The following is a 25910-nucleotide window of genomic DNA, read 5'->3' on the forward strand; positions in this document are numbered from 1 at the left end:
CCGAATGACCTCCGCTTCCGACAACACCACCCGCGCGCTGGGCCGCATCCGCGCCGACGTCAAGTCCATGCATGCCTATGCCGTGCAGGACGCGCGCGGCCTGATCAAGCTCGACGCGATGGAGAACCCCTTCGGCCTCCCCGCCGCGCTGCAGGCGGCGCTCGGCGAGCGCCTCGGCGCATTGGCGCTGAACCGCTACCCGGGCCCGCGCAGCGGCGACCTCCAGCGCGCGCTGGACGCGTACGCCGGGCTGCCCGAGGGCTTCGGACTGATGCTCGGCAACGGCTCGGACGAGCTGATTTCGCTGCTGGCCATGGCCTGCGATCTGCCTGGGGCTGCCATCCTGGCGCCAGAGCCCGGCTTCGTGATGTACGCGATGAGCGCCCGCTTGCAGGGCCTGCGCTTCGTCGGCGTGCCGCTCACTGCCGATTTCGAGCTCGACCAGGCGGCGATGCTCGCGGCCATCGACCGCGAGAGGCCGGCCCTCGTCTACCTCGCCTATCCCAACAACCCGACCGCCAACCTGTGGGACGACGCGACCATCGAGAGGATCGTCGAGGCGCAGGGCGCGCAGGGCGGCCTGGTCGTGATCGACGAGGCCTACCAGCCGTTCGCGGCGCGCAGCTACATCGACCGGGCGTCGCGCCACGGCCACGTGCTGCTGATGCGCACCCTCAGCAAGTTCGGGCTTGCCGGGGTCCGCTTGGGCTACCTCGTCGGCCCGCATGCGCTGATCGCCGAGGTAGACAAGGTGCGCCCGCCCTACAACATCAGCGTGCTCAACTGCGAATGCGCGCTGTTCGCGCTGGAGCATGCCGAGGTGTTCGCAGAGCAGGCGGCCCGCATCCGCGCGGCCCGCGCCCGCATCGTCGAAGCCCTTGCGCGCCTCCCGGGCGTCAGAAGCTGGCCCAGCGAGGCCAACATGATCCTGGTGCGGGTGCCCGATGCCGGCAAGACCTTCGAAGGCATGAAGTCCCGCGGGGTGTTGGTCAAGAACGTTTCTAGAATGCACCCATTGCTCGCGAACTGCCTGCGCCTGACAGTCGGAACCGCCGAAGAGAATGCGCAGATGCTCGCGGCCCTCGAAGCCTCGCTATGAATATCCCCAAGGCCCCTGAAGCAGTCGTCGCCGCCACCGCGCGGACGGCATCCGTTACGCGCAACACGGCCGAGACGAAGATCTCGGTCGAGCTCAACCTCGACGGCACTGGCCGCTCCAAGCTGTCGACCGGCATCGGCTTCTTCGACCACATGCTGGACCAGATCGCGCGCCACGGCCTGATCGACCTCGACATCGACTGCCAGGGCGACCTGCACATCGACGGCCACCACACCGTGGAAGACGTGGGCATCACCCTGGGCCAGGCGGTGGCCAAGGCGGTCGGCGACAAGAAGGGCATCCGCCGCTACGGCCACGCTTACGTGCCGCTCGACGAGGCCCTCAGCCGGGTGGTGATCGACTTCTCCGGCCGCCCCGGCCTGGTGATGCACGTGCCCTTCACCAGCGGCATGATCGGCGGCTTCGACAGCCAGCTCACCTACGAGTTCTTCCAGGGCTTCGCCAATCACGCCTTCGTCACCCTGCACATCGACAACCTCAAGGGCGTCAACGCCCACCATCAGTGCGAGACGGTCTTCAAGGCCTTCGCGCGCGCACTGCGGGCAGCACTCGAGCTCGATCCGCGCTCGGCCGGCGTCGTTCCTTCGACCAAGGGTTCCCTCTGAACAGCAGCAAGAACACCGTCGCCGTCGTCGATTACGGGATGGGCAACCTGCGTTCCGTCTCGCAGGCGGTGCAACATGCGGCCGACCAGGCCGGGGTGGAGGTCTTCGTGACTTCCGACCCCGAGGTGGTCCGCCGCGCCACTCGCGTGGTGCTGCCGGGGCAAGGCGCCATGCCCGACTGCATGCGTGAACTGCGCGACTCCGGCCTGCAGGAGTCGGTGCTGGAGGCGGCGGCTTCCAAGCCCCTGTTCGGCGTCTGCGTGGGCATGCAGATGCTGCTGTCGTCAAGCGACGAAGGGCCCACCGACGGCCTGGGCCTCATCCCGGGCCGGGTGCTCAGGTTCGAGCTGGCCGGCCGTACCCAGCCCGACGGGAGCCGCTACAAGGTGCCGCAAATGGGCTGGAACCAGGTGCTGCAGACCCGCCCACACGCGGTATGGGCGGGGGTGCCGGATGGCAGCTACTTCTATTTCGTGCACAGTTTCTACGCACGGCCAGCGAATGCGCTCCACAGCGCGGGCGAGACCGAATACGGCGAACGCTTTACCGCTGCCATCGCACGCGATAATATTTTTGCGACCCAGTTCCACCCTGAGAAGAGTGCGGACCATGGGCTGCAGCTGTACAGAAACTTTCTCCACTGGAATCCCTGAAGCAGTTTTTCGCTGCGATTCATCGCTCGCGCTCCGCGCAATCCCGCACCATGCTCCTAATTCCTGCGATCGATCTCAAGGATGGTCACTGCGTTCGTCTCAAGCAAGGCGACATGGACCAGTCCACCACCTTCAGCGAGGACCCGGCCGCCATGGCACGCCAGTGGCTGGAAGCGGGTGCGCGGCGGCTGCACCTGGTCGACCTGAACGGCGCCTTCGCGGGCAAGCCGCAGAACCACGCTGCAATCAAGGCGATCCTGCGGGAGGTGGGCGACGACATTCCGGTGCAGCTCGGCGGGGGCATCCGCGACCTGGACACCATCGAGCGCTACATCGACGACGGCCTGCGCTACGTGATCATCGGCACCGCGGCCGTCAAGAACCCCGGCTTCTTGAAAGACGCCTGTAGCGCCTTCGGTGGCCACATCATCGTCGGCCTCGACGCCAAGGATGGCAAGGTCGCCACCGACGGCTGGAGCAAGCTCACCGGCCACGAGGTCGCCGACCTGGGCAAGAAGTTCGAGGACTATGGGGTCGAATCGATCATTTACACCGACATCGGCCGCGACGGCATGCTCTCGGGCATCAACATCGACGCCACCGTCAAGCTCGCGCAAGCGCTCACCATCCCGGTGATCGCCTCCGGCGGGCTCTCGAACATGGCGGACATCGACAAGCTCTGCGCCGTCGAGTCCGACGGCATCGAGGGGGTGATCTGCGGGCGTGCGATCTATTCAGGCGACCTGGACTTCGCCGCCGCGCAGGCGCGAGCCGACGAACTGGCCGAACAGTAACTCGTAGTCCTGCATCGTGGCGCCCCTTGCCGGGCGCTCTCAAGTCTCAGGGCACGCATGGCGTGCCCTTTTTTCTTTCCGCCGACTTTCCGCAGACGCCGGTGCTCGAATGAGCCGGCGTGTCGGGCGGCAAATGAATTCTCGCTTTTTGTTGCTTTTATCTGTTTGCGGCGACGGGAATTCCTAGCATCCAACGGTCGCCGATTCCCTTCGGTTTCACGAATTGCGGCCTGAGCTCTCGACGTGTGGGTCCGGGAGCGCACAGCCATCGTTCAGGCGGCATCGCCCGCCACGTGCGCGCCACGCGTGTGCGTCCTTGAACGACCCGTGAACTCCCCCCCATGAACAGAACGCATCGCAGCCTTTGGAACTCCGCGCTAGGCGCCTGGGTTGCCGCTCCCGAGAACGCCCCTACGCGAGGCAAGCCCAGCGGCATCGCGCGGGCTTCGGTGCTGACGGTCGCCGTCATGTGCGGCGGCATGCCGGCCGCCCATGCGTGCACCGCAGGCAGCACCACCGAGCTGGCTGCCTGCATTGCGGGGGGCGATGCGGTCATCGATCTGACCGGGGCCATCACGCTCGGTACGCACCTGCCGGTGATCGACCGCAGCGTCACCATCAACGGCCACGGCTTTACCCTCGACGGCGCCGGGCAGTTCCGTGGCTTCTTCATCGGCTCGGGCACTACCACCGTCAATGGGCTGACCATGCAGAACCTGAAGGCCCAGGGGGGGCACGGGGGAACGGTGTACACCCCAGGGGGCGGCGGCATGGGCGCGGGCGGGGCGGTGTTTGTAGCCAGTGGAGCGGGCGCCAGCTTGAACGACGTGATCATCATCGCCAGCCAGGCGGTCGGCGGTGTCGGGGGCGGCCAGCTGACGAGTAGCTTCGCCGGCAGCGGCGGGGGCGGGGGATTGGGCGGCAACGGGGGCGGATTCGTCCAGGGCCTCGACAACGGATACGGCCGAGGCGGCGGGGGCGTGTTCGAAGATGGGGGCATTGGGTCGGTGCTCGCTGGTGGCGGCGATGGCGGGGGACCGAATCCCGGTCAAGGGGGCGCTGCCGGTGCAAACGCCGGCGGTGACGGCGGGGCGTATAGCGGAGGGGGCGGGGGCGGCGGCAATCTCGTGACCAACAGCGGCGGCGGGAACGGTGGCCTGGGCGGCGGCGGAGGAGGCAGCAGCAATACTTTCGACGCTACCGGGGGTTCCGGGGGCTTTGGAGGCGGCGGTGGCGGAGGTCGAGGCAGAGGCGGGGCTGCCGGCTTCGGCGGTGGAGGCGGGGGCGGAGCTTTCACTCGGGGCGGAGGCTCCGGAGGTTTCGGTGGGGGCAACGGCGCAGGTCAGTCCACATCCGACGGCGGAGGCGGGGGTGGCGGCGCAGGCATGGGCGGCGCCATCTTCGTCATGGACGGGGGGGCGATCACCCTCGGCGGCAATACCCAAGTGCGGGGCAGCAGCGTGGTGGCGGGCGAAGGCGGCGGCGGCTCTGCGCAGGCCGGCCTGGCCTTCGGCAGCGGCATCTTCATGCAGGGCACGGGCAGTACGCTGGCCTTCGTGCCTGGAGCAGGCGATACGCAGACCGTGGCCGACGCGATCGCCGACCAGACCGGCTCCGGCGGCACCGGCGCCAACGCCGGCAGCATCGGCCTGGCCAAGAGAGGCGCTGGACGGCTGGTCCTCTCCGGCGCCAACACCTACAGCGGCGGTACCACCGTGACTGGCGGCACGCTGTCGATCTCCTCGGACCAGAACCTTGGCGCGGCCTCCGGCACGCTGACCCTCGATGGCAGCACGTTGCAGAACACCGCGGCCGTCACGACCGCGCGCGCCATCACCATCGGCAGTGCCGGGGGCACCTTCCAGACCGACGCCGACCTGAGTTCCACCGGTTCCATCTCGGGCACGGGCAACGTGATCAAGGCAGGTGTCGGCACCTTGACCCTCGCCGGTACCAACACCTACACCGGGACGACGACCGTCAGCGGCACGCTGCGAGCCGGGGCGGCGAACAGCTTCAGCGCGGCCAGCGCGGTGACGCTCGGCGGCGGCGCGACCCTGGATCTGAACAATTTCAGCCAGACCATCGGCAGCCTGGCCGGATTCGGCTTCGTGGCCCTGGGCACCGGCACACTGACGGCGGGAGGCGACAACAGCAGCACGACCTTCAGCGGCGTGATGTCGGGAAGCGGCGAACTGATCAAGATCGGGGCGGGAACGCTGACCCTGGACCGGGACAACACCATCACCGGGCGAGTGACGATCAACGCGGGCACGCTGCGCCTGGACAATGGCTTCTATGGGCTCGGTGCCAGCAGCGCCACTGCAACGGTGAACAGCGGCGGCACCCTGGACCTCGGCGGGCAGTACGGGATAGCGCAGCACGTCGATCTGATGGGCGGCACATTGACCAGCAGCACCGGCCAGGCGCTGCTTCGGGGCACTGTCACGCTGGGCACGGGAGGTACGAACACCATCGGCAACGACGGGACCAGCCTGACTCTGGCCGGTGCCATCGGTGGCGACAGCGTCACCATCGCCAGCAACGCGGGCAGGATCTACTACCGGGCCGCCAACACCTACACCGGGACCACGACGATCAACGCCGGCGCGGTCCTGGACACCGTAGCGGCCGGAGTCGGAAACGGCAGCGGCATCATCAACAACGGCACGCTGTGGTTCGAACAAGGATCGCGCGGCACTGTCACCCAGGCCATCAGCGGGAGCGGCGAACTGGTCAAGTCCGGCAGCGGCACGCTGACACTTTCCGGCACGAACACTTTCGGCGGCGGCACTTTCGTCGAAGAAGGGACGCTTGCGATCTCGGCAGACGAGAACCTGGGTGCGCGCTCGGGAGTGCTGACCCTCGATGGCGGCACGCTGCGCAACACGGCGGCTTTCACGATGGCCCGCGACGTCACGATCGGAATCTTCAACGCGGGTTTCCAGACCAACGCCGATCTGAGGGCGACCGGGCTCATCTCGGGGGACGGCAGCCTGTACAAGAGCGGCAGCGGCACCTTGACCCTCACCGGCGCCAACAGCTACCTGGGCGGTACAGCCGTCGTGGCAGGCACCTTGTCAATCTCCGCGGACCACAACCTGGGCGACGCATCGGGGGACCTGATCCTCGATGGCGGCGCTCTGCGCACCACCGAAGCCTTCGCCACTGGACGCAACATCGGCATCGACAGCGGTGGCGGCACCTTGCAAACCGATGCCGATCTCACGGCGAGCGGCGAGGTCCGCGGCAGTGGCGCACTGACCAAGACCGGTGCCGGCACCTTGACGCTCAGCGGCACCAATTCCTACCGCGGAGGCACCACCGTGACGGGAGGCACGCTGTCGGTCGCCGAGGACCGGAACCTGGGCCGTAGCTCAGGTGGCCTGACCCTCGGCGGCGGCACGCTGCGCAACACGGCTGCCTTCAGCACCGCGCGACGTATTCAACTCGACGCCGGTGGCGGCACCTTGCAGACCGATGCCGACCTCACGGGGAGCGGCATCGTCAGCGGTCCGGGCGCCCTCATCAAGACCGGCGCCGGCACCCTGAGCCTCACCGGCGAGAACGACTACAGCGGCGGCACGGACCTCAAGCAAGGCGGTCTTGCCGTCGCCAACGACAGCGCCCTCGGCACGGGAGCGCTCGCCATGCACGCAGACACCACGTTGCGCTTCGCCGCCGATGGCCTCAGCCTCGCCAACGCCATCGCCTTCACCGACGCGGTCGATCCCGCCATCGACACCGGTCCCTTTACCGCCACTCTCACCGGCGCCATCACCGGGCCTGGGGACTTGAGCAAATTGGGAAGCGGCACGCTCATCCTCTCGGGTGCCAACACGTACAGCGGCATGACCACTGTGACCGAAGGCACCCTGCGCGCGGGTGCTGCCAATACCTTCAGTCCGGCCTCGGCCCACAGCGTCGCATCGGGTGCCACGCTCGATCTCGCGGGCTTGAGCCAGGGCATCGCTGGCCTTACCAATGCCGGCACCGTCTCCCTCATCGGTGCGACACCCGGCACCACGCTCACCGTCACCGGCCCCTATGCGGGCAACAACGGCCTCCTGCGCCTGGGCACCTTCCTGGGCGACAGCGCGAGCGCCAGTGACCGGCTCGTCCTCAGCGGCTCGAGTGCCGTGGCCAGCGGGCGCACCACCGTGCAGGTCGTCAACCTTGGCGGTTTGGGGGCGCTTACCACGGGCAATGGCATCGAACTGGTGAGTGCCCTCGACGGCGCCACCACGACTGCGCAGAGCACCAAGGACGCCTTCGCCCTGCAGGGCGGCCACGTGGATGCAGGGGCGTACGAATACCGCCTGCAGGCGGGCGATGTCACAGGCGCAGGAGAGAACTGGTATCTGCGCTCCACCAGCACCATCACTCCGCCGCCACCGGCCCCGCCAGCGCCGCCAGCCCCTCCGGCGGCGGCCCCCATCCAGGTGCCGACCTACCGCGCCGAGGTGCCCCTGTTCGCAGCCCTGCCTGAGCAACTGCGCCAGGGCAACCTGGCCATGCTCGGCAACCTGCATCAGCGCATGGGCGGCGACGACATGAAGACGGCTGCCGGGGCTCAAGGCACTGCCGGAGCGACCACCGGCGAGCGCCGCGCCTGGGGCCGCGTGCTCAGCATCGGCCGCAACATCCGGCAAGGCGGCACCGTCAGCCCGCAGAGCGAGGGCCGCTTGAGCGGCCTGCAGGCCGGCACCGACCTCTGGACCCACGCGAACTGGCGTGCCGGCCTCTACGTCGGCCAGCTCGACGGCGACATGCAGGTCCAGGGCTTCGCGCGCGGCATCGCCAACCTCACAGTCGGCAGCAACGACCTCCGCAGCCAGTACCTGGGCGGCTATGCGACCTATACCGACGCCAGCGGCTTCTACGCCGATGGCGTGCTGCAGGCCGGGCGCCACCGCTACGAGGTCAAGCCACAGGCCAACCTGCGCACCAAGGGCAAGGCCAGCAGCTTGAGCGCCTCGCTGGAGCTGGGCCAGTCCTTCGCGCTCGGCGAGGGCTGGCAGATCCAGCCGCAGGCGCAACTCGTGCTCCAGCGCCTGGACCTCGACGACGTGGACATCGCCGGCGCGCGCGTGCATCAGGAACGAGAGGGCAGCTGGCTCGCCCGCGTGGGCGTGCGCGTGAAGGGCGACATCGCCACGAGCGCAGGCCGGCTGCAGCCCTATGCGCGGGTGAACCTGTACCGCATCTCGGGCGGCAGCGATGTCACCCGCTTCATCAACCCGGCGGCCAGCACCGTCATTGCCAGCAGCAGGGGCAGCACCTCGACCGAGCTGGCCGCGGGCTTCACGCTGGGGCTGAGCAAGTCGACCAGCCTTTACGGGGAGGTCGGCAAGCTGTGGGCATCAGGTGGAGATACGCGCGTGAAGTCGCGGCTCAATGCCTCGGCGGGGCTGCGGGTGCGTTGGTAGCCTCGCGGGCGCTCTTGGCCGCGCTCGGTGCTGGCGAACCCTCTCGCGCATGACGAACGCAGCGCGGTAGCTGGCGCGGTCAGCGTGCCGTGGCAGCCTCGGCCGTCACACGCCAAACCTAGAATGGGGCCATGTCTCTCAAAGAGCTCGATTTCCATGGCCAGCCCGCCTTGCGCCTCGCCCTGCCCGAGGGCGGTGCCTGCACGGTAGCGCTGCACGGCGCCCATGTGCTGTCCTGGACCACCTCGGATGGCACCGAGCGCCTCTACCTCAGCCCGGAGGCGCGCTTCGATGGCCAGAGCGCGATCCGTGGCGGCGTGCCGGTGTGCTGGCCGCAGTTCAACCAGCGCGGGCCGCTGCCCAAGCATGGTTTCGTGCGCAATGTAGCCTGGAGGGCCGAACCGCCTGGCGCCGGCAGCAAGCCTGACTCCCTCGTTTTCTCGCTGCACGACGACGAAGCCACGCGGGCCATCTGGCCCCATGCCTTCCATGCCAGGCTGACCGTGACCCTGGCGCCCCGTTCGCTCCGGGTGGCGCTTGACATCGACAACACGGGCGGTGCGCCCTGGTCCTTTGCCGCCGCGCTGCACAGCTACTTGCGCGTCGACGACGTCACGCAGGCTTCGCTGGAAGGCCTGCACGGCGCCAACCGCTGGGACGCAGTGCGTGACGATCGCCATGTCGACCTCGCGCCCGCGTTGCGCTTCGGCACCGAGTTCGACAGCGTCTACGCGGCGCCTGCCAGGCCCTTGCACCTGGTGCAGCCCTCGAGCACGCTCGAGATCTCTCAAAGCGCGAGCTGCACAGAGACCGTGGTCTGGAACCCGGGTCCGGCGCTGAGCGCCCAGCTCCCGGACCTTCCCGACGACGGCTGGCGCCAGATGCTCTGCGTCGAGGCCGCACGCATCGACGAGCCCGTACTGCTGGCGCCGGGTGGCGGCTGGCAAGGCTGGCAGCAGCTCACCGTCCTCTGAATTTCATCTCGACCCCACCCACCATGCTTGCCAAGCGCATCATTCCGTGCCTCGACGTGACCGGCGGTCGCGTCGTCAAGGGCGTCAACTTCGTCGAACTGCGCGATGCCGGCGATCCGGTCGAGATTGCCGCGCGCTACAACGCCCAGGGCGCCGATGAGCTGACCTTCCTGGACATCACGGCCACCAGCGACGGCCGCGACCTGATCCTGCCGATCATCGAGGCGGTCGCCTCGCAGGTCTTCATCCCGCTGACCGTCGGCGGCGGCGTGCGCACCGTCGAAGACGTGCGCCGGCTGCTCAACGCGGGCGCCGACAAGACCAGCTTCAATTCGGCCGCCATCGCGAATCCGCAGGTCATCGAGGAGGCCTCGCGCAAGTACGGCGCCCAGTGCATCGTGGTCGCGATCGACGCCAAGCGGCGCTCCGCCGAAGACGAGGCCCAGCGCGGCCCTGGCTGGGACGTCTACAGCCATGGCGGCCGCAAGAACACCGGCCTGGACGCGGTGCAATGGGCGGTCGAGATGGCGCGCCGCGGCGCCGGCGAGATCCTCCTGACCAGCATGGACCGCGACGGCACCAAGAGCGGCTTCGACCTTGCCCTGACCCGGGCGGTGAGCGACGCAGTAAGCGTGCCGGTGATTGCCTCGGGCGGCGTCGGGAACCTGGACGATCTGGCCGACGGCATCCAGACCGGCGGCGCCGACGCGGTGCTTGCGGCCAGCATCTTCCACTACGGCGAATTCACCGTCGGCGAGGCCAAGGCCTGCATGGCGGCGCGCGGCATTCCCGTGCGGATGTGAAGGTGAGGCGGCCACCCGTCGGCATCCGGCTTCCTGTCATGCGAATCCCCGACAATGTCCAACATGAACTGGCTAGACGAAGTGAAGTGGGACGCGAGCGGCCTGGTGCCGGTGATCGCGCAGGAGCGCGGCAGCAAGGACGTGTTGATGTTCGCCTGGATGAATCGCGAGGCCCTCGAAAAGACGGCCGAGCTGGGCCGCGCGGTGTATTTCAGCCGTTCGCGCGGCAAGCTCTGGTTCAAGGGCGAGGAGTCGGGCCATGTGCAGACCGTGCACGAGATCCGAATGGACTGCGACAACGACGTGCTCCTGCTGGCCGTCACGCAGACCGGCCACGAGCCCGGCATCGCCTGCCACACGGGGCGCCACAGCTGCTTCTTCAGCAAGTTCGACAACGGCCGATGGACCGTGACGGAGCCGGTCCTGAAGGACCCCGCAACGATCTACCCCGCCTCGCCCCGATGAGCCCCGCACAGTCGCCCAGGCGGGCTCGCACCGCAGCACATAGCGCGGAGATCTACCGATGAGCACCGAAGCCCCGCAACGCCCCATGGAAGACGCGCTGGCCCGACTGGCCGCCGTGATCGAGAGCCGCCTGCCGGCGCAAGGCGGCGATCCCGAAAAGAGCTACGTCGCGCGCCTGCTGCACCGCGGCCCCGACGCCTTCCTCAAGAAGATCGGCGAGGAGGCCACCGAGGTGGTGATGGCCGCCAAGGACGCGGACCATGGCGGCGAGCGCACGAAAATAGTGAACGAAGTGGCCGATCTCTGGTTCCACAGCATGGTGGCGCTGGCCCACTACGGCTTCTCGCCACGCGACGTCGTGGCCGAGCTCGAGCGGCGCGAGGGCACCAGCGGCATCGAGGAGAAGGCCCTGCGCAAGGCGAAAGATCGCGAAGCATCCAACGACTGAGACCCGAGGACGCCATGCCCAACGACATCGTGACCGTGGAACCCGATTCGTCGCTCAAGACCTGGGGCTGGATCAGTTACATCCTGCATCTGGTCGTCGCTGTAGGCGCCGTGCTGCCGGGCGCCCAGGCGTCGATTGCGCTGCTGCTGATCGCGCTGGTGATCGACCTGGTCAAGCGCGACGATGCGGCCGGCAGTTGGCAGGCCTCGCACTTCAGCTGGCGCATCCGATCGGTGCTGTGGGCCGGTCTCGCCTACATCCTGACCTCCTGGCTGTGGCTGCTCTTGCTGCTGCCGGGCTGGATCGCCTGGGCACTGATTTCCCTTTGGTTTCTCTATCGCATCGTCAAGGGGATGGTGCGCATGAACGCGGGCCGTTCCATGGAGCCTTCGAATGTCCTCTGATCCGAACTGCATCTTCTGCAAAATCATCGCGGGCCAAGTTCCCTCGCGCAAGGTCTACGAGGACGAGGAGCTGTTCGGCTTCCACGACATCGCGCCCTGGGCGCCCGTGCACTTCATGCTGGTGCCCAAGCGCCACATCCCCTCGATGGCGCAGGTCACGCCGGACGATGCGGCGCTGCTCGGCCGGATCATGACCCTGGCCCCCAGGCTGGCCCTGGAGCAGGGCTGCCGGCCCTATCCGCAGGGCGGTTTCCGCATCGTCGTCAACACCGGTGCCGAGGGCGGGCAGGAGGTTCAGCATCTCCATGTGCACGTCATGGGCGGCCCTCGCCCCTGGCTCAAGGGTTGATATTCCCCGCTGCGCGGAGGGACAGCCTCCCGCGCCTACTAAAATCTGACACTTCTTCAGGAGTAATCCATGGGTTCACTTTCCATCTGGCACTGGCTGATCGTGCTGCTCGTCGTGGTCATGATCTTCGGCACCAAGAAGCTGCGCAACATGGGGTCCGACCTGGGTGGCGCGGTCAAGGGTTTCAAGGACGGCATGAAGGACGGCTCGGCGCCCGAGACCTCCGTCCCCTCCAATCCCCAGGTGAGCGCCAACGGCGCCAACGCCGACAAGTCGACCATCGACGTCGAAGCGCGCCAGAAGTCCTGAGCGCACAGCTTCCGTGATCGACCTCGGCATCTCGAAACTCGCACTGATCGGCGCGGTGGCGCTGATCGTGATCGGCCCTGAGAAGCTGCCGCGCGTGGCGCGCACGGTTGGCACGCTGCTGGGCAAGGCCCAGCGCTACGTGAACGACGTCAAGGCCGAGGTCAACCGCTCGATGGACCTCGACGAGCTGCGCAAGATGAAGGACACGGTCCAGGATGCCGCCCGGGAGGTCGAGCACGGCATCCAGACCGGCGCCAGCGACTTCCAGAAGCAGTTCTCCGATATCGGCCAGCCGAGTTCAGAGCTGGCCGAGCCGACTCCAAGCTACCCCGAGTACAAGCATCCCCGCAAGAAGTGGCGCCTGAAGCAGGGCGCCATGCCGCAGTGGTACAAGGCACGCAACGGCGTGCGCACCCGGGCGCTTTCGGGGGCGGCGCGCGTCGCCCGCTACCGTCCCCACAAGATCGACTGAGAGCCGTCCGCTTGTTCCGGCCGCGCGCAGCGCGCCTCCCACCTTTGCCCGCAGCGCTCCCCCACATGGCCGATTTCCCCGACAAGAACAAAGACGACGAACTGGCCGGCACCGAGCAGCCTTTCGTGGCACACCTGATGGAGCTGCGCGACCGCTTGCTCTACTGTGTCTACGGGCTTGTGATCGCAGGCATCCTGCTGGCAATCTGGCCCGGCCCGAGCGGGCTCATCGACCTCATCGCGGTGCCGATCCGCGCCCACATGCCGCCCGATGCCAAGCTGATTGCGGTCGGTGTGTTCTCGCCCTTCTTCGTTCCCCTGAAGGCGCTGCTGATGGCGTCGGTGCTGCTGACCCTGCCCTGGCTCATGTACCAGGCGTGGATGTTCGTCGCGCCCGGCCTCTACAGCCACGAAAAGAAATTTGCGCTGCCTCTCATCATCTTCGGCAGCTTCCTGGCCTATGCGGGCATCGCCTTCGTGCAGTTCTTCGTGCTCGACAAGATGTTCGGCTTCATCCAGAAATTCACGCCTGAGGCGGTGGCCGCCACGCCGGACATCGCGTCGTACGTCGAAGCCATTCTGTCGCTCTATCTTGCCTTCGGCGTTGCGTTTCAGGTCCCGATCATCGTGATGCTGCTGGTTCGCTTCGAGATGGTCACCATCGAGAAGCTGAAGAGCTTCCGCGGCTATTTCATCGTGCTTGCCTTCGTGGTGGCAGCGGTGCTCACGCCCCCTGACGTGGTCTCCCAGCTTGCGCTGGCCATTCCGATGTGCGTGCTCTATGAAATTGGTATCGTGGCCGCGCGTTACTTCGTAAAGCACAGCAAAGCGCCAGAGGAGAGCGCCGATTCGGCGCAGCAGCCCTGAGCGGCCGGGCCTACTCTGCGCGGCGCACCGGTGTGCGGGGCCTGGGTCCAGGCGTGACGTCCAGTTCCATCTTGTCGCTGCCGCGCTGAAGCGCGAAGCGTGCCGGGTTGCCGGGCTTGAGGCCGGCAACCGCCGTCAGTAGCTCCTGCACGTTGCCGATCTGCTTCTCGCCGACACCGGTGATCACGTCGCCGGGCCGCACGCCCGCTCGCGCCGCCGGGCCGTTCTGCAGCACCCCGGTGATGATCACGCCCTTGCTGGCCTTGATGCCGAAAGTCTCTGCCAGCTCCGGCGAGAGGTCGTTGGGCTCGACGCCGATCCAGCCGCGCGTCACCTTGCCTTCCTTGACGATGTCTTCCAGCACCTGCTTGGCCGTCGAGACGGGGATCGCGAAGCCGATACCCATGCTGCCGCCCGAGCGCGAGTAGATGGCCGTGTTGATGCCCTGGAGGTTGCCGCTGACGTCGACCAGCGCTCCCCCGGAGTTCCCGGGGTTGATGGCGGCATCGGTCTGGATGAAGTTCTCGAACGTATTGATGCCGAGCTGGTTGCGCCCCAGCGCCGACACGATGCCGCTGGTGACGGTCTGGCCGACGCCGAAGGGATTGCCGATGGCCAGCACCTGGTCGCCTACCTGCAGGATGTCGGAGTTGCCGAGCACGATCACCGGCAACTTGTCGAGCTCGATCTTGAGCACCGCCAGGTCGGTGTCGGGGTCGGTGCCGATCACCTTGCCGCGCCCATGCCGGCTGTCGTTGAGCGTGACGTCGATCTCGTCGGCGCCTTCCACCACGTGGTTGTTGGTGAGGATGTAGCCATCGGTGCTGACGATCACGCCGCTGCCCAGGCCGATCTGCGGCTGGTCGCCCTGGTCGCCGAAGAAAAAGCGGAACCATGGGTCGTCGCTGCGTGGGTTGCGCCGAGCCGCCTTGCTGGTGTTGATGCTGACGACCGCCGGCGAGGCCTTCTTCGCCGCCGAGCTCAGGCTGCCGGGCGCAATCGCCGAGGGGTTGGACGCCGGCGCCTCGATCACCGACACCATGCCGCCCAGCGAGGTGGCGCGGCGGCCGATCCATTCGGGCTTGAGCGTCGCAACCACGAAATAGGCCGCGAGCATCACGGTGACGGCTTGGGCGAACAGCAGCCAGGTGCGTTTCATGGAAGAAGGAGGAGAAGAGGGTTGCAGCGTTGCCGTGAAAGCCGGCTTCAGGAGCTGCATTGTCCCTCAACGGTCGGGCGGCACACTCCAAATGAGCGAGGAAGGCTCTTCGATAGCTGCTGTCTGTTCAGGGAAAACACCGATGCCTGCGTTGTCTGGCACATCGGCAGAAGCCTTGCACCTCCTCCTGTCGTTCAAGGTTCGGCCCGGCAAGTCCACAATGGCGCGATGAGCACCACCCGCCACGAGCTATTGCACGCCTTCGACCTGCTGCTCGCGCCCGAGCGCTTCAAGGACTATGGCCCCAACGGCCTGCAAGTCGAGGGCCGCACCTCGGTGCGCAAGATCGTCTCCGGCGTGACCGCGAGCCGTGCGCTGATCGAGGCCGCCATCCTCGCCGAGGCCGATGCGATCTTTGTCCACCACGGCCTTTTCTGGCGCGGGCAGGACGGCCGAGTGACCGGCTGGATGAAGCAGCGGCTGGGCCTGCTGCTCGGTGACGACGTGAGCCTGTTCGCCTATCACCTGCCGCTGGATGCCCATCCCGAGCTCGGCAACAACGCCCAGCTCGGGCTGAAGCTGGGCTTGGTCGCGCACGCGGGGGCGAGCGGGCGCTTCGGAGACCAGGAAATTGGATTCCTCGGCGCGCAAGGCAATGGAGAGAGCTTTGCCAATGGCCGGGAGCTGGCGGCGGATGTGGAGAAGGCGCTCGGCAGGAAGATCACGCTGGTCGACGTGCCGACGCCCCGGCCCATCCGCAACATCGCCTGGTGCACGGGCGGGGCGCAGGGCTATTTCGAGGCAGCGATCGCCGCCGGCGCCGATGCCTTCATCACCGGCGAGATCTCGGAGCCGCAGGCCCACTATGCGCGCGAAATGGGCGTCGCGTTCCTGGCTTGCGGCCACCATGCGACCGAACGTTACGGCGCACCCGCGGTGGCGGCGCATGTGGCCGCCCAACTGGGCCTCGCGCACGAATTCATCGACATCGACAACCCCGCGTGAAGAGCCGAGCCGTTGCCATTACCCTGGGCGATCCCGCGGGCATCGGCCCGGAGATCATTGCCCGCGCATTTCGAGATGCACCCGAGCTCACTCGCGGCTGCTTCGTGGCTGGCGATCACGGGACCGTGCGCCGGGCGGCGCAGGCCCTCGAGGCGCCGGGACGGCTCGCACTGCCGGTTGCGGCGATCGAGGCGCCCGCCGAGGCTTTGGACGCGCCGCCACGCTGCATTCCCGTGCTGCAGGTGGTGCGCCCGCCCGATTCACCGATCGCGCTCGGCGCCATCAGCGCGATTGCCGGGCGCATTGCAGGCGACTGCGTGATCTGGGCCGCGCGCGCCGCCCTGCGGGGAGATGTGGCTGCACTCGTCACCGCGCCGCTGCACAAGGAGGCGCTGGCTGCTGCCGGCTATGCCTTCCCAGGCCACACTGAACTGCTGCAGGCCGAGGCTGCGGCGCACATGGGACGATCGGTGGCCGACGTTCCGGTGCGCATGATGCTGGCGAACGACGAACTGCGCACCGTGCTCGTGAGCATCCACATGTCCTTGCGTGCCGCGATCGATGCTGTCAGCTTCGAGGGCGTGTTGCAGACGTTGCGCATTGCCCACCGATCGCTGTCCGCGCTGCTGGGGCGCGCGCCAAGGATCGGCGTTGCCGGCCTCAATCCGCATGCGGGGGAGGGTGGGCTGTTCGGGACCGAGGAGCGCGACATCATCGCACCGGCCATCGCTGCTGCGCGTGCCGAGGGCATCGCCGCCGACGGCCCGCATGCGCCGGACACCGTCTTCATGCGCGCCCGCGCCACGGCGCAGCATGCCGGCGAATTCGACGTCGTGGTTGCGATGTATCACGACCAGGGCCTGATCCCCGTCAAGTACCTCGGCGTGGAGAAGGGCGTGAACGTCACGCTCGGGCTGCCGCTGGTGCGCACCAGCCCGGATCACGGCACTGCCTTCGACATCGCGGGGAGCGGCCGGGCCGACGCCAGCAGCCTGATCGAAGCAATCCGGATGGCGCGCGCGCTGTCTTTCAGCGGCGATTGAGGCTGTCGCGGATCTCGCGCAGCAGCATGATGTCCTCTGGCGGCCCGGCCGGCGGTGATTCCTCGTGCCTGCGACGCAGCTTGTTGATCTGCTTGACCATCAGAAAGATGATGAAGGCGAGGATCACGAAGTTGACCACGATGGTAAAGAAGTTGCCGTACGCCAGTACCGGCACGCCGGCCTTCTTGAGATCCGCCAGGTTGTTGGCGACACCCGGCGGCACCGTGCCCAGCACCACATAGAGATTGGAGAAGTCCAGCTTGCCGAACACCAGGCCAACGACCGGCATGATGATGTCGGACACGACCGAGTCGACGATCTTGCCAAACGCCGCGCCAATGATCACACCGACCGCGAGGTCGACCACGTTGCCCTTGACAGCGAATTCACGAAACTCCTTCATGAAACTCATGGGATACCTCGGGTGCTTGTTGTTGGATTGCGGCAGTATAGAAGCGCCCATGCCTCGTGGTCGCGCCCTGCGCTCGCGTTGAATTCGCTTGTGACGCTCCGCTACAATCGTCGGTTGACCCAAGCACCCATCGAAGAAGACTGAGGACCCCCATGAGTGACATCTCCGTCGGCCGCCAGCGGATCGACAGCAGCAAGCGGACGTGGTTGATCGCATCAGGCTGTGCCGGCGCAGTGGGCGGCGTGGCAACTGCCATCCCGTTCGTCAGCACCTTCCAACCTTCTGAAAAAGCCAAGGCCGCCGGTGCCCCAGTCGAGGTCGACATTGGTGGCCTGCAGCCCGGCGAGAAGCTGACCGTTGAATGGCGCGGCAAGCCCGTCTGGATCCTCAAGCGCTCGCCGGCGCAGATTGCCGAACTGCCCAAGCTCGACGGCCTGCTCGCCGATCCGCAGTCCAAGCGCAATCCCGACGAGTTCACCCCCGAGTACGCGCGCAACGAGAGCCGCTCGATCAAGCCCGAGGTCCTGGTGGTCGTCGGCATCTGCACCCACCTCGGCTGCTCGCCAACCGACAAGCTGCAGGCCGGCCCACAGCCCTCGCTGCCTGACGATTGGCAAGGCGGCTTCCTGTGCCCCTGCCACGGCTCGACCTTCGACCTGGCCGGCCGCGTCTTCAAAAACAAGCCTGCGCCGGACAACCTGCCGGTGCCGCCGCACATGTACCTCTCCGACACGCGCCTTCTGATCGGCGAAGACAAGAAGGCCTGAGGAGCAAAAGGAACATGGCTGAATTCAAGGAAATCTCACCCAACGCCCCGGCGGGTGAAAAGCTGCTGAACTGGGTCGACAACCGTTTCCCGCTCACCAAGCTGTGGAACGACCAGTGGGGCCGGTACTACGCACCGAAGAACTTCAACTTCTGGTACATCTTCGGCTCGCTGGCGATGCTGGTGCTCGTCATCCAGATCGTGACCGGCATCTTCCTCGTGATGCATTACAAGCCCGATGCGGCGCAGGCCTTCGCCTCGGTCGAGTACATCATGCGCGACGTGCCGTGGGGATGGCTGATCCGCTACATGCACTCGACCGGTGCCTCGGCCTTCTTCATCGTCGTTTACCTGCACATGTTCCGCGGCCTGATCTATGGCAGCTATCGCAAGCCGCGCGAGCTGATCTGGATCTTCGGGTGCGCCATCTTCCTTTGCCTGATGGCCGAGGCCTTCATGGGCTACCTGCTGCCCTGGGGCCAGATGAGCTACTGGGGCGCGCAGGTGATCGTGAACCTGTTTTCTGCCATCCCCTTCGTCGGCCCCGACCTGGCCCTGCTGATCCGGGGCGATTACGTGGTGAGCGATGCCACGCTCAACCGCTTCTTCAGCTTTCACGTGATTGCGGTGCCGCTGGTGCTGCTGGGCCTGGTGGTCGCACATCTGATCGCGTTGCACGAAGTGGGCTCGAACAACCCTGATGGCATCGAGATCAAGGCCAAGCGTGGCCCCGACGGCCACCCGCTGGACGGTATTCCGTCGCACCCGTACTACACGGTGCATGACATCTTCGGCGTGGTGGTGTTCCTCACCATTTTCTCCGCCGTGATCTTCTTCGCGCCTGAGGCCGGGGGCTATTTCCTCGAGTACAACAACTTCATCCCCGCCGATTCGCTGAAGACGCCGAACCACATCGCGCCGGTCTGGTACTTCACGCCCTTCTATTCGATGCTGCGCGCAATCACCAGCGAGATGATGTATGCCCTGATCGCCTGTGTCATCGCGGCTGCCGTATTCGGCGTCTGGAAGGCGCGTGTCGCCGCGGTCTTCAAGGCCATCATCGTGATCGTCGCCGTGGGTGTCGCGGCCATGATGCTGTCGATCGACGCCAAGTTCTGGGGCGTGCTGGTCATGGGCGGCGCCGTCATCATCCTGTTCTTCCTGCCTTGGCTGGACCACAGCCCGGTTCGCTCGATCCGCTATCGTCCGACTTGGCACTGGTACCTGTACGGCCTGTTCGTCATCAACTTCGTGGTCCTCGCCTATCTGGGCGTGCAGCCGCCTTCGCCAACGGGCGAGCGCGTGTCACAGGTGGGTACGCTCTTCTATTTCGGTTTCTTCCTGCTGATGCCGTGGTGGAGCCGCATCGGCGAATTCAAGCCGGTGCCCGAGCGCGTGACCTTCCACGCGCACTGAGAGAGCCGGAGCACACAAACAATGAAGAAACTGATCCTCACCTTGATCGCAGTGCTCGGCATCGTGTCCGGCGCGCATGCCGCAGAGGGCGGCATCGCGTGGGACAAGGCGCCGAACAAGACCAACGACCTCGCCGCGCTGCAGAACGGCGCCAAGCTGTTCGTCAACTACTGCCTCAACTGCCATTCGGCGGCGTTCATGCGCTACAACCGGCTGCGGGACATCGGCATCACCGAGCAGCAAATCAAGGACAACCTGCTGTTCACCACCGACAAGGTGGGCGAGACCATGAAGGCCAACATCGACCCCGTCCAGGCCAAGGCCTGGTTCGGTGGCGTGCCGCCCGACCTCACCCTGGTCGCCCGCTCGCGCGCCGGCCACGGCGGCACCGGGGCCGACTACCTCTACACCTACCTGCGTACCTTCTATCGCGATGACACGAAGGCGACCGGCTGGAACAACCTGGTGTTCCCGAACGTCGGCATGCCCCATGTGCTGTGGGAAATGCAGGGTGATCGCCGCCCGGTGTTCGACAAAGTCGAAGCCCACGGACATGAGACTGAGGTTTTCAAGGGCTGGGAGCAGGTCACACCCGGCACCATGACGCCCCTGCAGTACGACCAGGCCGTGGGCGACCTGGTGGGCTACTTGCAGTGGATGGCCGAGCCGGCGCAGAACACCCGCGTTCGCGTCGGCGTCTGGGTGCTGCTGTTCCTGGTCCTGGCGCTGGTCTTCGTATGGCGTCTGAATGCCTCGTATTGGAAAGACGTGAAGTAACAGAGGGAACGCGGCCCAGCTTTTGCGGGCGCGCGTCCTTGCGGAGTGGGTTGCCGAGAGCAACCCACTCTTTTTAGTTTTTAGGAGCCTTAAGCCATGATGGTCTTGTATTCAGGAACGACCTGCCCTTTCTCCCATCGTTGCCGCTTCGTGCTGTTCGAAAAAGGCATGGACTTCGAGATCCGCGACGTCGATCTCTACAACAAGCCGGAGGACATCGGCGTGATGAACCCGTACGGCCAGGTACCGATCCTGGTCGAGCGCGATCTGATCCTGTACGAGTCGAACATCATCAACGAGTACATCGACGAGCGCTTTCCGCATCCGCAATTGATGCCGGGCGACCCGGTCGACCGCGCTCGCGTGCGCCTGTTCCTGCTCAATTTCGAGAAGGAGCTGTTCGTGCATGTGTCCACGCTCGAGAACCGCAGCGCCAAGGGCAACGACAAAGCACTGGAAAAGGCCCGCTCGCATATCCGGGACCGGCTAACTCAACTCGCGCCCGTGTTCCTCAAGAACAAATACATGCTTGGCGACAATTTCTCCATGCTGGATGTCGCCATTGCGCCGCTGCTCTGGCGCCTGGATTACTATGGCATCGACCTGAGCAAGAATGCCGCACCGCTGCTGAAGTACGCCGAGCGCATTTTCTCGCGACCGGCCTACATCGAAGCGCTGACGCCGTCCGAAAAGGTCATGCGCAAGTAAACGCCGAACGCTGCTGCTGCTTTTTTCATGATCAATGCGCTGGAGTCCTCTTCGACCCGTCCGTACCTGATCCGGGCGCTGTACGAATGGTGCACGGACAACGGCTTCACCCCTTACGTGGCGGTGCAGGTCGACGACACCGTGCAGGTGCCGCGCGAATACGTGAAAAACGGCGAGATCGTGTTGAACATCAGCTTCGATGCAACGAGTTCGCTCAAGCTGGGCAACGACTTCATCGAGTTCAAGGCCCGCTTCGCCGGGACCGCGCGTGAGATCAGCGTGCCCGTGGGCCGCGTGATTGCGATTTATGCGCGCGAGAACGGCCAGGGCATGGCTTTTCCGGCGCCGGCGCCCAGTAGTACAGCGCCAGTCGATGCCGGCTTGGCGGGTGGGCCCGCGGCGCCCGCAGCGCGCGCGCCCCTGCGCGATGCCTCTCGCGGCGCGGAAGCCGACGCCAGCAAGGTGGTGCACCTGATCAGCGGTGAAAGCGCAGCCGAAGACGCCGCGGCAACGACGACGGCGTCCACACCGCCCGACCCCGAAGATCCGCCGCGCCCTCCAGGTGCAGGCGGTTCGCGTCCCTCGCTGAAGCGCATCAAATAGCAGATGGAGCGATGGGGCGGCGCACGCGCGGGCGCCGTTAGAATCACAGCCCATTCCCGTGCCGCTTTAGCTCAGTTGGTAGAGCAACCGCCTTGTAAGCGGTAGGTCGTCAGTTCGATTCCGACAAGCGGCACCACACAAAAAATTCGAAATCCGCATGAATGCTGGGTTTCGGGCGATCCGCAGGGCCTTCCGGTGGTCGAACTCAAGGTAGTTCCACCGGGAAAACCGTATTCGGCTCCCTGCACTTGGCTCGACGCCAAACGGTCTTCAGAACTTTTCGACATTTCGACTATCATCGAAATATGGAAGAAAAAACCGTCGTAGCCAGCCTTGCCGCCCTCGCCCAGCCGGTGCGCCTTCGGGTATTCCGCGCGCTCGTCGTTGCGGGCCCCGAGGGCCTCACCCCGGGAGTCATTGCGGAGCGCCTTGCGGTGCCCTCCACGAGCCTTTCGTTTCACTTGAAGGAGCTGACTCACGCGGGCTTGGTTACCCAGGAGCGCGAAGGTAGGAACCTGATCTACCGGGTCGCCTTCGACCAGATGGACGCGCTCCTCGGGTTCCTCACGAAGAACTGTTGCCAGGGCCAGCACTGCTTCACCGAGGCGACCGCCTGCGCCTGTTGAAGGGGCTGCCATGATTCGGTTCCACGTCCGCTTCCTGCCGGCTCAAGACTTTGGTCTACCTGAACACCCATGACCACTCCAACCTACAACGCCCTCTTCGCATGTACCGGCAACTCAGCCCGTTCCATCCTCGCAGAGGCCTCATGAACCAGACCTGGAGCACCTGCCATCCAGCGCGAGGTGCGGGCGCTGACATGACCGATTCCCCGACATGAGCGCAGTCCTCGAACCGTCCCGCCCAAGCGCGGCCTCCATGAGCGTCTTCGAGCGCTACCTCACGGTGTGGGTCTTCCTCTGCATCGTCTTGGGCATCGCCGTCGGCCAACTGTTCCCCTCGGTGTTTCAGGCCTTCGGCCGCATGGAGGTCGCGAAGGTGAACATCCCTGTGGGCTTGCTCATCTGGATCATGATCGTGCCGATGCTTCTCCGGGTCGATTTCTCGGCGCTGGGGCAAGTCGCGGGCCACTGGCGCGGCATCGGCGTGACGCTCTTCGTCAACTGGGCGGTAAAGCCCTTCACGATGGCCTTCCTCGGCTGGCTGTTCGTGCGGCACGTCTTCGCGGCGCATCTGCCTGCCGACCAACTCGACGATTACGTGGCGGGCCTGATTCTGCTGGCCGCTGCACCATGCACCGCCATGGTTTTCGTGTGGAGCAGGCTGACGGGCGGGGACCCGGTGTTCACGCTCTCCCAGGTAGCCCTCAACGACACCATCATGGTGTTCGCCTTTGCGCCCATCGTCGGCCTCCTGCTGGGCCTCTCCGCCATCACGGTGCCGTGGGACACGCTCATCACCTCCGTGGTGCTCTACATCGTCTTGCCGGTCATCCTCGCCCAGCTCTGGCGGCGCAGCTTGCTGAAGTCCGGCATCGCGACGTTCGAGCGGGCACTGGCACGCATCGGCCCCTGGTCCATCGCGGCTCTGTTGCTCACCCTGGTGCTCCTGTTCGCGTTCCAGGGCGAGGCCATCCTCAAGCAACCGCTGGTCATTGCGATGCTGGCGGTACCGATCCTCATCCAGGTCGTCTTCAACTCCGGCCTTGCGTACTGGCTGAACCGAGTGGTGGGCGAGAAGCACAACGTGGCATGCCCGTCGGCACTGATCGGAGCATCGAACTTCTTCGAGCTGGCCGTCGCCGCCGCCATCAGCTTGTTCGGATTCCACTCCGGGGCCGCGCTGGCGACGGTCGTAGGCGTGTTGATCGAGGTGCCGATCATGCTGGCCGTGGTGAAGGTCGTGAATGCTTCGCGAGGTTGGTATGAACGCTAAGCTGCCGAACGTCGATCTGGCGTGCTTCGCAAGGCCCGACCTTGAACGTTTGCACCCACGGGAGCGAGCGACCCACGCACCGCGCATCCTGCTGCTGTACGGGTCCGTTCGCGAGCGGTCGTACAGTCGCCTGCTGACTGAGGAAGCGGCCCGCCTGCTGCATGCGCTCGGCGCCGAGACGCGCACCTTCAACCCCGCTGGCCTGCCGCTCCCCGATGGCGCCCCTCAGGACCATCCGAAGGTGACCGAGCTTCGCGGCCTTGCGGCGTGGTCGGAGGGCATGGTGTGGACCTCGCCAGAGCGCCACGGCGCCATGAGCGGCATCCTGAAGGCGCAGATCGACTGGATTCCGCTGTCGTTGGGAGCCGTTCGGCCGACTCAGGGGAAGACGCTGGCGGTCATGGAGGTGTCGGGAGGGTCACAGTCCTTCAACGCCGTGAATCAGATGCGGGTGCTGGGGCGCTGGATGCGGATGCTGACCATCCCGAACCAGTCATCAGTGGCGAAGGCGTTCCTGGAGTTCGATGAGGCGGGCCGCATGAAGCCCTCGGCGTACTACGAGCGAGTCGTAGACGTAATGGAGGAACTCGTGAAGTTCACGCTCCTGACGCGGGATTCGGCGGCGTACTTGGTAGACCGCTACAGCGAACGGAGGGAGTCTGCAGAGAAGTTCTCCGCGCGGGTCAACCTGCGGTCCATCTGACGCCGGGAGGCGAACGCTCACATGATAGATGTGTGGATCAGCAACCCCACCCGCTTGGTCGGGGCCAAGTGGATCAACAACTTAGCGGCGCTCCGCTGTTGGATTCAAGCCGACAAGCGGCACACACAAAAAATCTTGGAACCCGCATGCATGCTGGGTTTAGGCTGATCCGCAAGCCTTCCGGTCGCAGAACTCACCCGTCGAAGCCGCAATGCCACCTGCATCAATCCGTATGCTGCCGCGTCAATCCGTGGTCGTCATGCAGTCAGCGGAAGGTCAGTCTGATCGAGTAAGACCCACATGTCCCTAAAGACGGACATCGCGTTGTCGATCGAGAGCACCCGCTGCAGAAAATCGCGTTGCCTCGGGCAGTTGAAATGGAGAACGGACGAAAGTGCAGGTCTAAAGCGCCGAATCAACTTCAATTCATCATTTGCGGAGCCGTCATGAACGCTCTCACTCAAGCTCTCGACCTTGCCAGGCCCGCCCTGGTGCCCGAACTCGAAGCACTCTACAAGGACATTCACCAGCATCCCGAACTGTCCATGCAGGAAGTGCGTACCGCTAAGCTCGTTGCCGATGCGATGCAAGACGCTGGCTACGAGGTGACACGCAACGTCGGCGTGACCGGCGTCGTCTGCGTGCTGAAAAGCGGCGTTGGGCCGACCGTGATGCTGCGCGCCGACATGGACGCGTTACCCATGGCTGAAAACACCGGTCTGCCGTATGCAAGCACCGTGACGGCGCGCGACGCTGACGGCATCGAGGTGGGGGTCGCACATTCGTGCGGCCACGACATGCATGTGACATGGATGATCGGCGCTGCACGCATCTTGGCATCGAACCGCGCCGAGTGGCGCGGCACTCTGGTAGTCGTGTTTCAACCAGGAGAAGAAACGGCAGAGGGCGCGACCGCCATGGTCCACGACTGGGACGAAGGCCGATTTCCGAAGCCTGACATCATCCTTGGCCAACATGTGATGGTTGGTTCGGCCGGCACCGTGAGCTATCGGCCCGGTGTCACGCTGTCGGCCGGAGACAGCCTCAAAATCAGGCTGTTCGGGCGCGGCTCGCATGGTTCGCAGCCGCAGACATCCATCGATCCGGTGATCATGGCCGCCGCGACTGCGCTGCGCCTGCAGACCATCGTCTCGCGCGAGATTGCGCCGACCGAGCCGGCGGTGCTTACGATCGGCTCGCTGCAAGCGGGTACCAAGGAAAACATCATCCCCGATGACGCCACCATCAAGCTGAACATGCGCACCTTCAGTGAGGACACGCGCGAATACATGCTCAAGTCGATCCGTCGCATCTGCTGTGCCGAATGCGATGCCTCTGGGGCCGAACGGCAACCGGAGTTCACCACCATCAACAGCTACCCGCTGACGGAGAACGACCTGGTCGCCACGCAAAAGGTCGCCGAGGCTTTCGGTCAGGCGTTCGGACAGAACGCTTCGCTCGCGGACAGTCCGGCATCCGCCAGCGAAGACTTCAGCATCTTCGGTCGCACTTGGGGCGTGCCTTATGTGTTCTGGTTCGTCGGGGGAACCAGCCCGGACGTGTACGCGAATGCCAAACGGGATCGAACCGTCAACAAAATCCCCAGCAACCACTCGCCGAAATTTGCGCCGCAGATCCACCCGACACTCGAGACCGGCCTCCAGGCCATGTTGACCGCTGCCGGCGCATGGCTTTGTCCTGGCCCATGAATATTCACGAATGGACCACGGC

The 25910-nt window shown here is 65.7% G+C and carries 27 protein-coding genes, 1 tRNA gene and 1 pseudogene; 27 read left to right on the top strand and 2 right to left on the bottom strand.

Annotated elements, in window-relative coordinates:
* Nucleotides 1–4: 4 nt before the first annotated feature.
* The 14 genes from hisC to tatC all read left to right on the top strand — a co-directional run bounded on the left by hisC (nucleotide 5) and on the right by tatC (nucleotide 13691).
* Nucleotides 5–1099 (top strand): histidinol-phosphate transaminase, encoded by a 1095-nt coding sequence (gene hisC, locus E5CHR_RS06605; protein WP_162578951.1) that lies wholly within the window; start codon nucleotides 5–7, stop codon nucleotides 1097–1099.
* Nucleotides 1096–1725 carry an imidazoleglycerol-phosphate dehydratase HisB gene (gene hisB / locus E5CHR_RS06610; protein WP_162578952.1) on the top strand — a complete coding sequence of 210 codons (630 nt, stop codon included), beginning with the start codon at nucleotides 1096–1098 and terminating at the stop codon, nucleotides 1723–1725. Before hisC ends, hisB begins: the two co-directional genes overlap by 4 nt.
* A complete protein-coding gene (hisH, locus tag E5CHR_RS06615) occupies nucleotides 1722–2378 on the top strand; it encodes an imidazole glycerol phosphate synthase subunit HisH (RefSeq protein WP_162583597.1) in 657 nt (218 codons plus the stop codon). The genes hisB and hisH overlap by 4 nt, the downstream gene beginning before the upstream one ends.
* Nucleotides 2379–2428: 50 nt before the next feature.
* The gene (hisA, locus tag E5CHR_RS06620; protein ID WP_162578953.1) at nucleotides 2429–3172 is read left to right on the top strand and encodes a 1-(5-phosphoribosyl)-5-[(5-phosphoribosylamino)methylideneamino]imidazole-4-carboxamide isomerase; all 744 of its coding nucleotides are present in this window, start codon (nucleotides 2429–2431) and stop codon (nucleotides 3170–3172) included.
* Between the two features lie 341 nt (nucleotides 3173–3513).
* A complete protein-coding gene (locus tag E5CHR_RS06625) occupies nucleotides 3514–8601 on the top strand; it encodes an autotransporter outer membrane beta-barrel domain-containing protein (protein WP_162578954.1) in 5088 nt (1695 codons plus the stop codon).
* 131 nt (nucleotides 8602–8732) lie between these two features.
* A complete protein-coding gene (locus E5CHR_RS06630) occupies nucleotides 8733–9575 on the top strand; it encodes a D-hexose-6-phosphate mutarotase (protein ID WP_162578955.1) in 843 nt (280 codons plus the stop codon).
* Between the two features lie 23 nt (nucleotides 9576–9598).
* Nucleotides 9599–10378 (top strand): imidazole glycerol phosphate synthase subunit HisF, encoded by a 780-nt coding sequence (gene hisF / locus E5CHR_RS06635; protein WP_162578956.1) that lies wholly within the window; start codon nucleotides 9599–9601, stop codon nucleotides 10376–10378.
* Nucleotides 10379–10432: 54 nt separating this feature from the next.
* Nucleotides 10433–10843 carry a phosphoribosyl-AMP cyclohydrolase gene (gene hisI / locus E5CHR_RS06640; RefSeq protein ID WP_174255698.1) on the top strand — a complete coding sequence of 137 codons (411 nt, stop codon included), beginning with the start codon at nucleotides 10433–10435 and terminating at the stop codon, nucleotides 10841–10843.
* A 58-nt stretch (nucleotides 10844–10901) separates the two neighbouring features.
* A complete protein-coding gene (locus tag E5CHR_RS06645) occupies nucleotides 10902–11291 on the top strand; it encodes a phosphoribosyl-ATP diphosphatase (RefSeq protein ID WP_162578958.1) in 390 nt (129 codons plus the stop codon).
* A 14-nt stretch (nucleotides 11292–11305) separates the two neighbouring features.
* Nucleotides 11306–11695, top strand: a complete 390-nt coding sequence (locus tag E5CHR_RS06650) for a DUF4870 family protein (RefSeq protein WP_162573312.1) — start codon at nucleotides 11306–11308, stop codon at nucleotides 11693–11695.
* The gene (locus tag E5CHR_RS06655; RefSeq protein WP_162578959.1) at nucleotides 11685–12044 is read left to right on the top strand and encodes a histidine triad nucleotide-binding protein; all 360 of its coding nucleotides are present in this window, start codon (nucleotides 11685–11687) and stop codon (nucleotides 12042–12044) included. Before E5CHR_RS06650 ends, E5CHR_RS06655 begins: the two co-directional genes overlap by 11 nt.
* A 69-nt stretch (nucleotides 12045–12113) precedes the next feature.
* Nucleotides 12114–12353 carry a Sec-independent protein translocase subunit TatA gene (tatA, locus tag E5CHR_RS06660; RefSeq protein WP_162578960.1) on the top strand — a complete coding sequence of 80 codons (240 nt, stop codon included), beginning with the start codon at nucleotides 12114–12116 and terminating at the stop codon, nucleotides 12351–12353.
* Nucleotides 12354–12366: 13 nt separating this feature from the next.
* A complete protein-coding gene (tatB, locus tag E5CHR_RS06665; RefSeq protein WP_162578961.1) occupies nucleotides 12367–12825 on the top strand; it encodes a Sec-independent protein translocase protein TatB in 459 nt (152 codons plus the stop codon).
* 65 nt (nucleotides 12826–12890) lie between these two features.
* Nucleotides 12891–13691, top strand: coding sequence for a twin-arginine translocase subunit TatC (gene tatC, locus E5CHR_RS06670; RefSeq protein ID WP_162578962.1), 801 nt, complete (start codon nucleotides 12891–12893; stop codon nucleotides 13689–13691).
* 10 nt (nucleotides 13692–13701) lie between these two features.
* On the opposite strand, the gene E5CHR_RS06675 is transcribed toward tatC, so the two are convergent.
* Nucleotides 13702–14850, bottom strand: coding sequence for a trypsin-like peptidase domain-containing protein (locus tag E5CHR_RS06675; protein ID WP_162578963.1), 1149 nt, complete (start codon nucleotides 14848–14850; stop codon nucleotides 13702–13704).
* Nucleotides 14851–15078: 228 nt separating this feature from the next.
* Between E5CHR_RS06675 and E5CHR_RS06680 the strand changes: the two genes are divergently transcribed.
* Together E5CHR_RS06680 and pdxA are read left to right on the top strand one after the other, a co-directional pair.
* Nucleotides 15079–15855 (top strand): Nif3-like dinuclear metal center hexameric protein, encoded by a 777-nt coding sequence (locus E5CHR_RS06680; protein WP_162578964.1) that lies wholly within the window; start codon nucleotides 15079–15081, stop codon nucleotides 15853–15855.
* Nucleotides 15852–16898, top strand: coding sequence for a 4-hydroxythreonine-4-phosphate dehydrogenase PdxA (gene pdxA / locus E5CHR_RS06685; RefSeq protein WP_162578965.1), 1047 nt, complete (start codon nucleotides 15852–15854; stop codon nucleotides 16896–16898). Before E5CHR_RS06680 ends, pdxA begins: the two co-directional genes overlap by 4 nt.
* On the opposite strand, the gene mscL is transcribed toward pdxA, so the two are convergent.
* Complete coding sequence (mscL, locus tag E5CHR_RS06690; RefSeq protein WP_162578966.1) at nucleotides 16885–17310, bottom strand: large conductance mechanosensitive channel protein MscL; 426 nt, start codon at nucleotides 17308–17310, stop codon at nucleotides 16885–16887. The two genes, pdxA and mscL, sit on opposite strands and share 14 nt — an antisense overlap.
* Nucleotides 17311–17462: 152 nt before the next feature.
* On the opposite strand from mscL, the gene petA reads away from it, so the two are divergent.
* The 11 genes and pseudogenes from petA (at nucleotide 17463) to E5CHR_RS06745 (ending at nucleotide 25888) form a co-directional block, all read left to right on the top strand.
* Nucleotides 17463–18077 carry a ubiquinol-cytochrome c reductase iron-sulfur subunit gene (gene petA / locus E5CHR_RS06695; RefSeq protein WP_162578967.1) on the top strand — a complete coding sequence of 205 codons (615 nt, stop codon included), beginning with the start codon at nucleotides 17463–17465 and terminating at the stop codon, nucleotides 18075–18077.
* Nucleotides 18078–18091: 14 nt separating this feature from the next.
* Nucleotides 18092–19492 (top strand): cytochrome b, encoded by a 1401-nt coding sequence (locus E5CHR_RS06700; protein WP_162578968.1) that lies wholly within the window; start codon nucleotides 18092–18094, stop codon nucleotides 19490–19492.
* 21 nt (nucleotides 19493–19513) lie between these two features.
* Nucleotides 19514–20269 carry a cytochrome c1 gene (locus E5CHR_RS06705; RefSeq protein ID WP_162578969.1) on the top strand — a complete coding sequence of 252 codons (756 nt, stop codon included), beginning with the start codon at nucleotides 19514–19516 and terminating at the stop codon, nucleotides 20267–20269.
* Nucleotides 20270–20365: 96 nt separating this feature from the next.
* Nucleotides 20366–20977 (top strand): glutathione S-transferase N-terminal domain-containing protein, encoded by a 612-nt coding sequence (locus tag E5CHR_RS06710; protein WP_162573324.1) that lies wholly within the window; start codon nucleotides 20366–20368, stop codon nucleotides 20975–20977.
* 27 nt (nucleotides 20978–21004) lie between these two features.
* Nucleotides 21005–21580, top strand: a complete 576-nt coding sequence (locus tag E5CHR_RS06715; protein WP_162578970.1) for a ClpXP protease specificity-enhancing factor — start codon at nucleotides 21005–21007, stop codon at nucleotides 21578–21580.
* 60 nt (nucleotides 21581–21640) lie between these two features.
* Nucleotides 21641–21716, top strand: a tRNA-Thr gene (locus E5CHR_RS06720).
* A gap of 169 nt (nucleotides 21717–21885) precedes the next feature.
* A complete protein-coding gene (locus tag E5CHR_RS06725) occupies nucleotides 21886–22206 on the top strand; it encodes an ArsR/SmtB family transcription factor (RefSeq protein ID WP_162578971.1) in 321 nt (106 codons plus the stop codon).
* Nucleotides 22207–22275: 69 nt separating this feature from the next.
* A pseudogene (locus E5CHR_RS06730) lies at nucleotides 22276–22344 on the top strand (arsenate reductase ArsC); the annotation flags it as partial.
* A gap of 73 nt (nucleotides 22345–22417) precedes the next feature.
* A complete protein-coding gene (gene arsB, locus E5CHR_RS06735) occupies nucleotides 22418–23476 on the top strand; it encodes an ACR3 family arsenite efflux transporter (protein WP_162578972.1) in 1059 nt (352 codons plus the stop codon).
* Entirely contained in the window at nucleotides 23466–24179 is a 714-nt protein-coding gene (gene arsH / locus E5CHR_RS06740) for an arsenical resistance protein ArsH (RefSeq protein WP_162578973.1), read from the top strand. The genes arsB and arsH overlap by 11 nt, the downstream gene beginning before the upstream one ends.
* A 446-nt stretch (nucleotides 24180–24625) precedes the next feature.
* Complete coding sequence (locus tag E5CHR_RS06745) at nucleotides 24626–25888, top strand: M20 family metallopeptidase (RefSeq protein WP_162578974.1); 1263 nt, start codon at nucleotides 24626–24628, stop codon at nucleotides 25886–25888.
* The last annotated feature ends 22 nt before the right edge of the window (nucleotides 25889–25910 follow it).

Source organism: Variovorax sp. PBS-H4 (genome assembly GCF_901827205.1).
In the GTDB taxonomy this organism is placed as follows: Bacteria; Pseudomonadota; Gammaproteobacteria; order Burkholderiales; family Burkholderiaceae_C; genus Variovorax.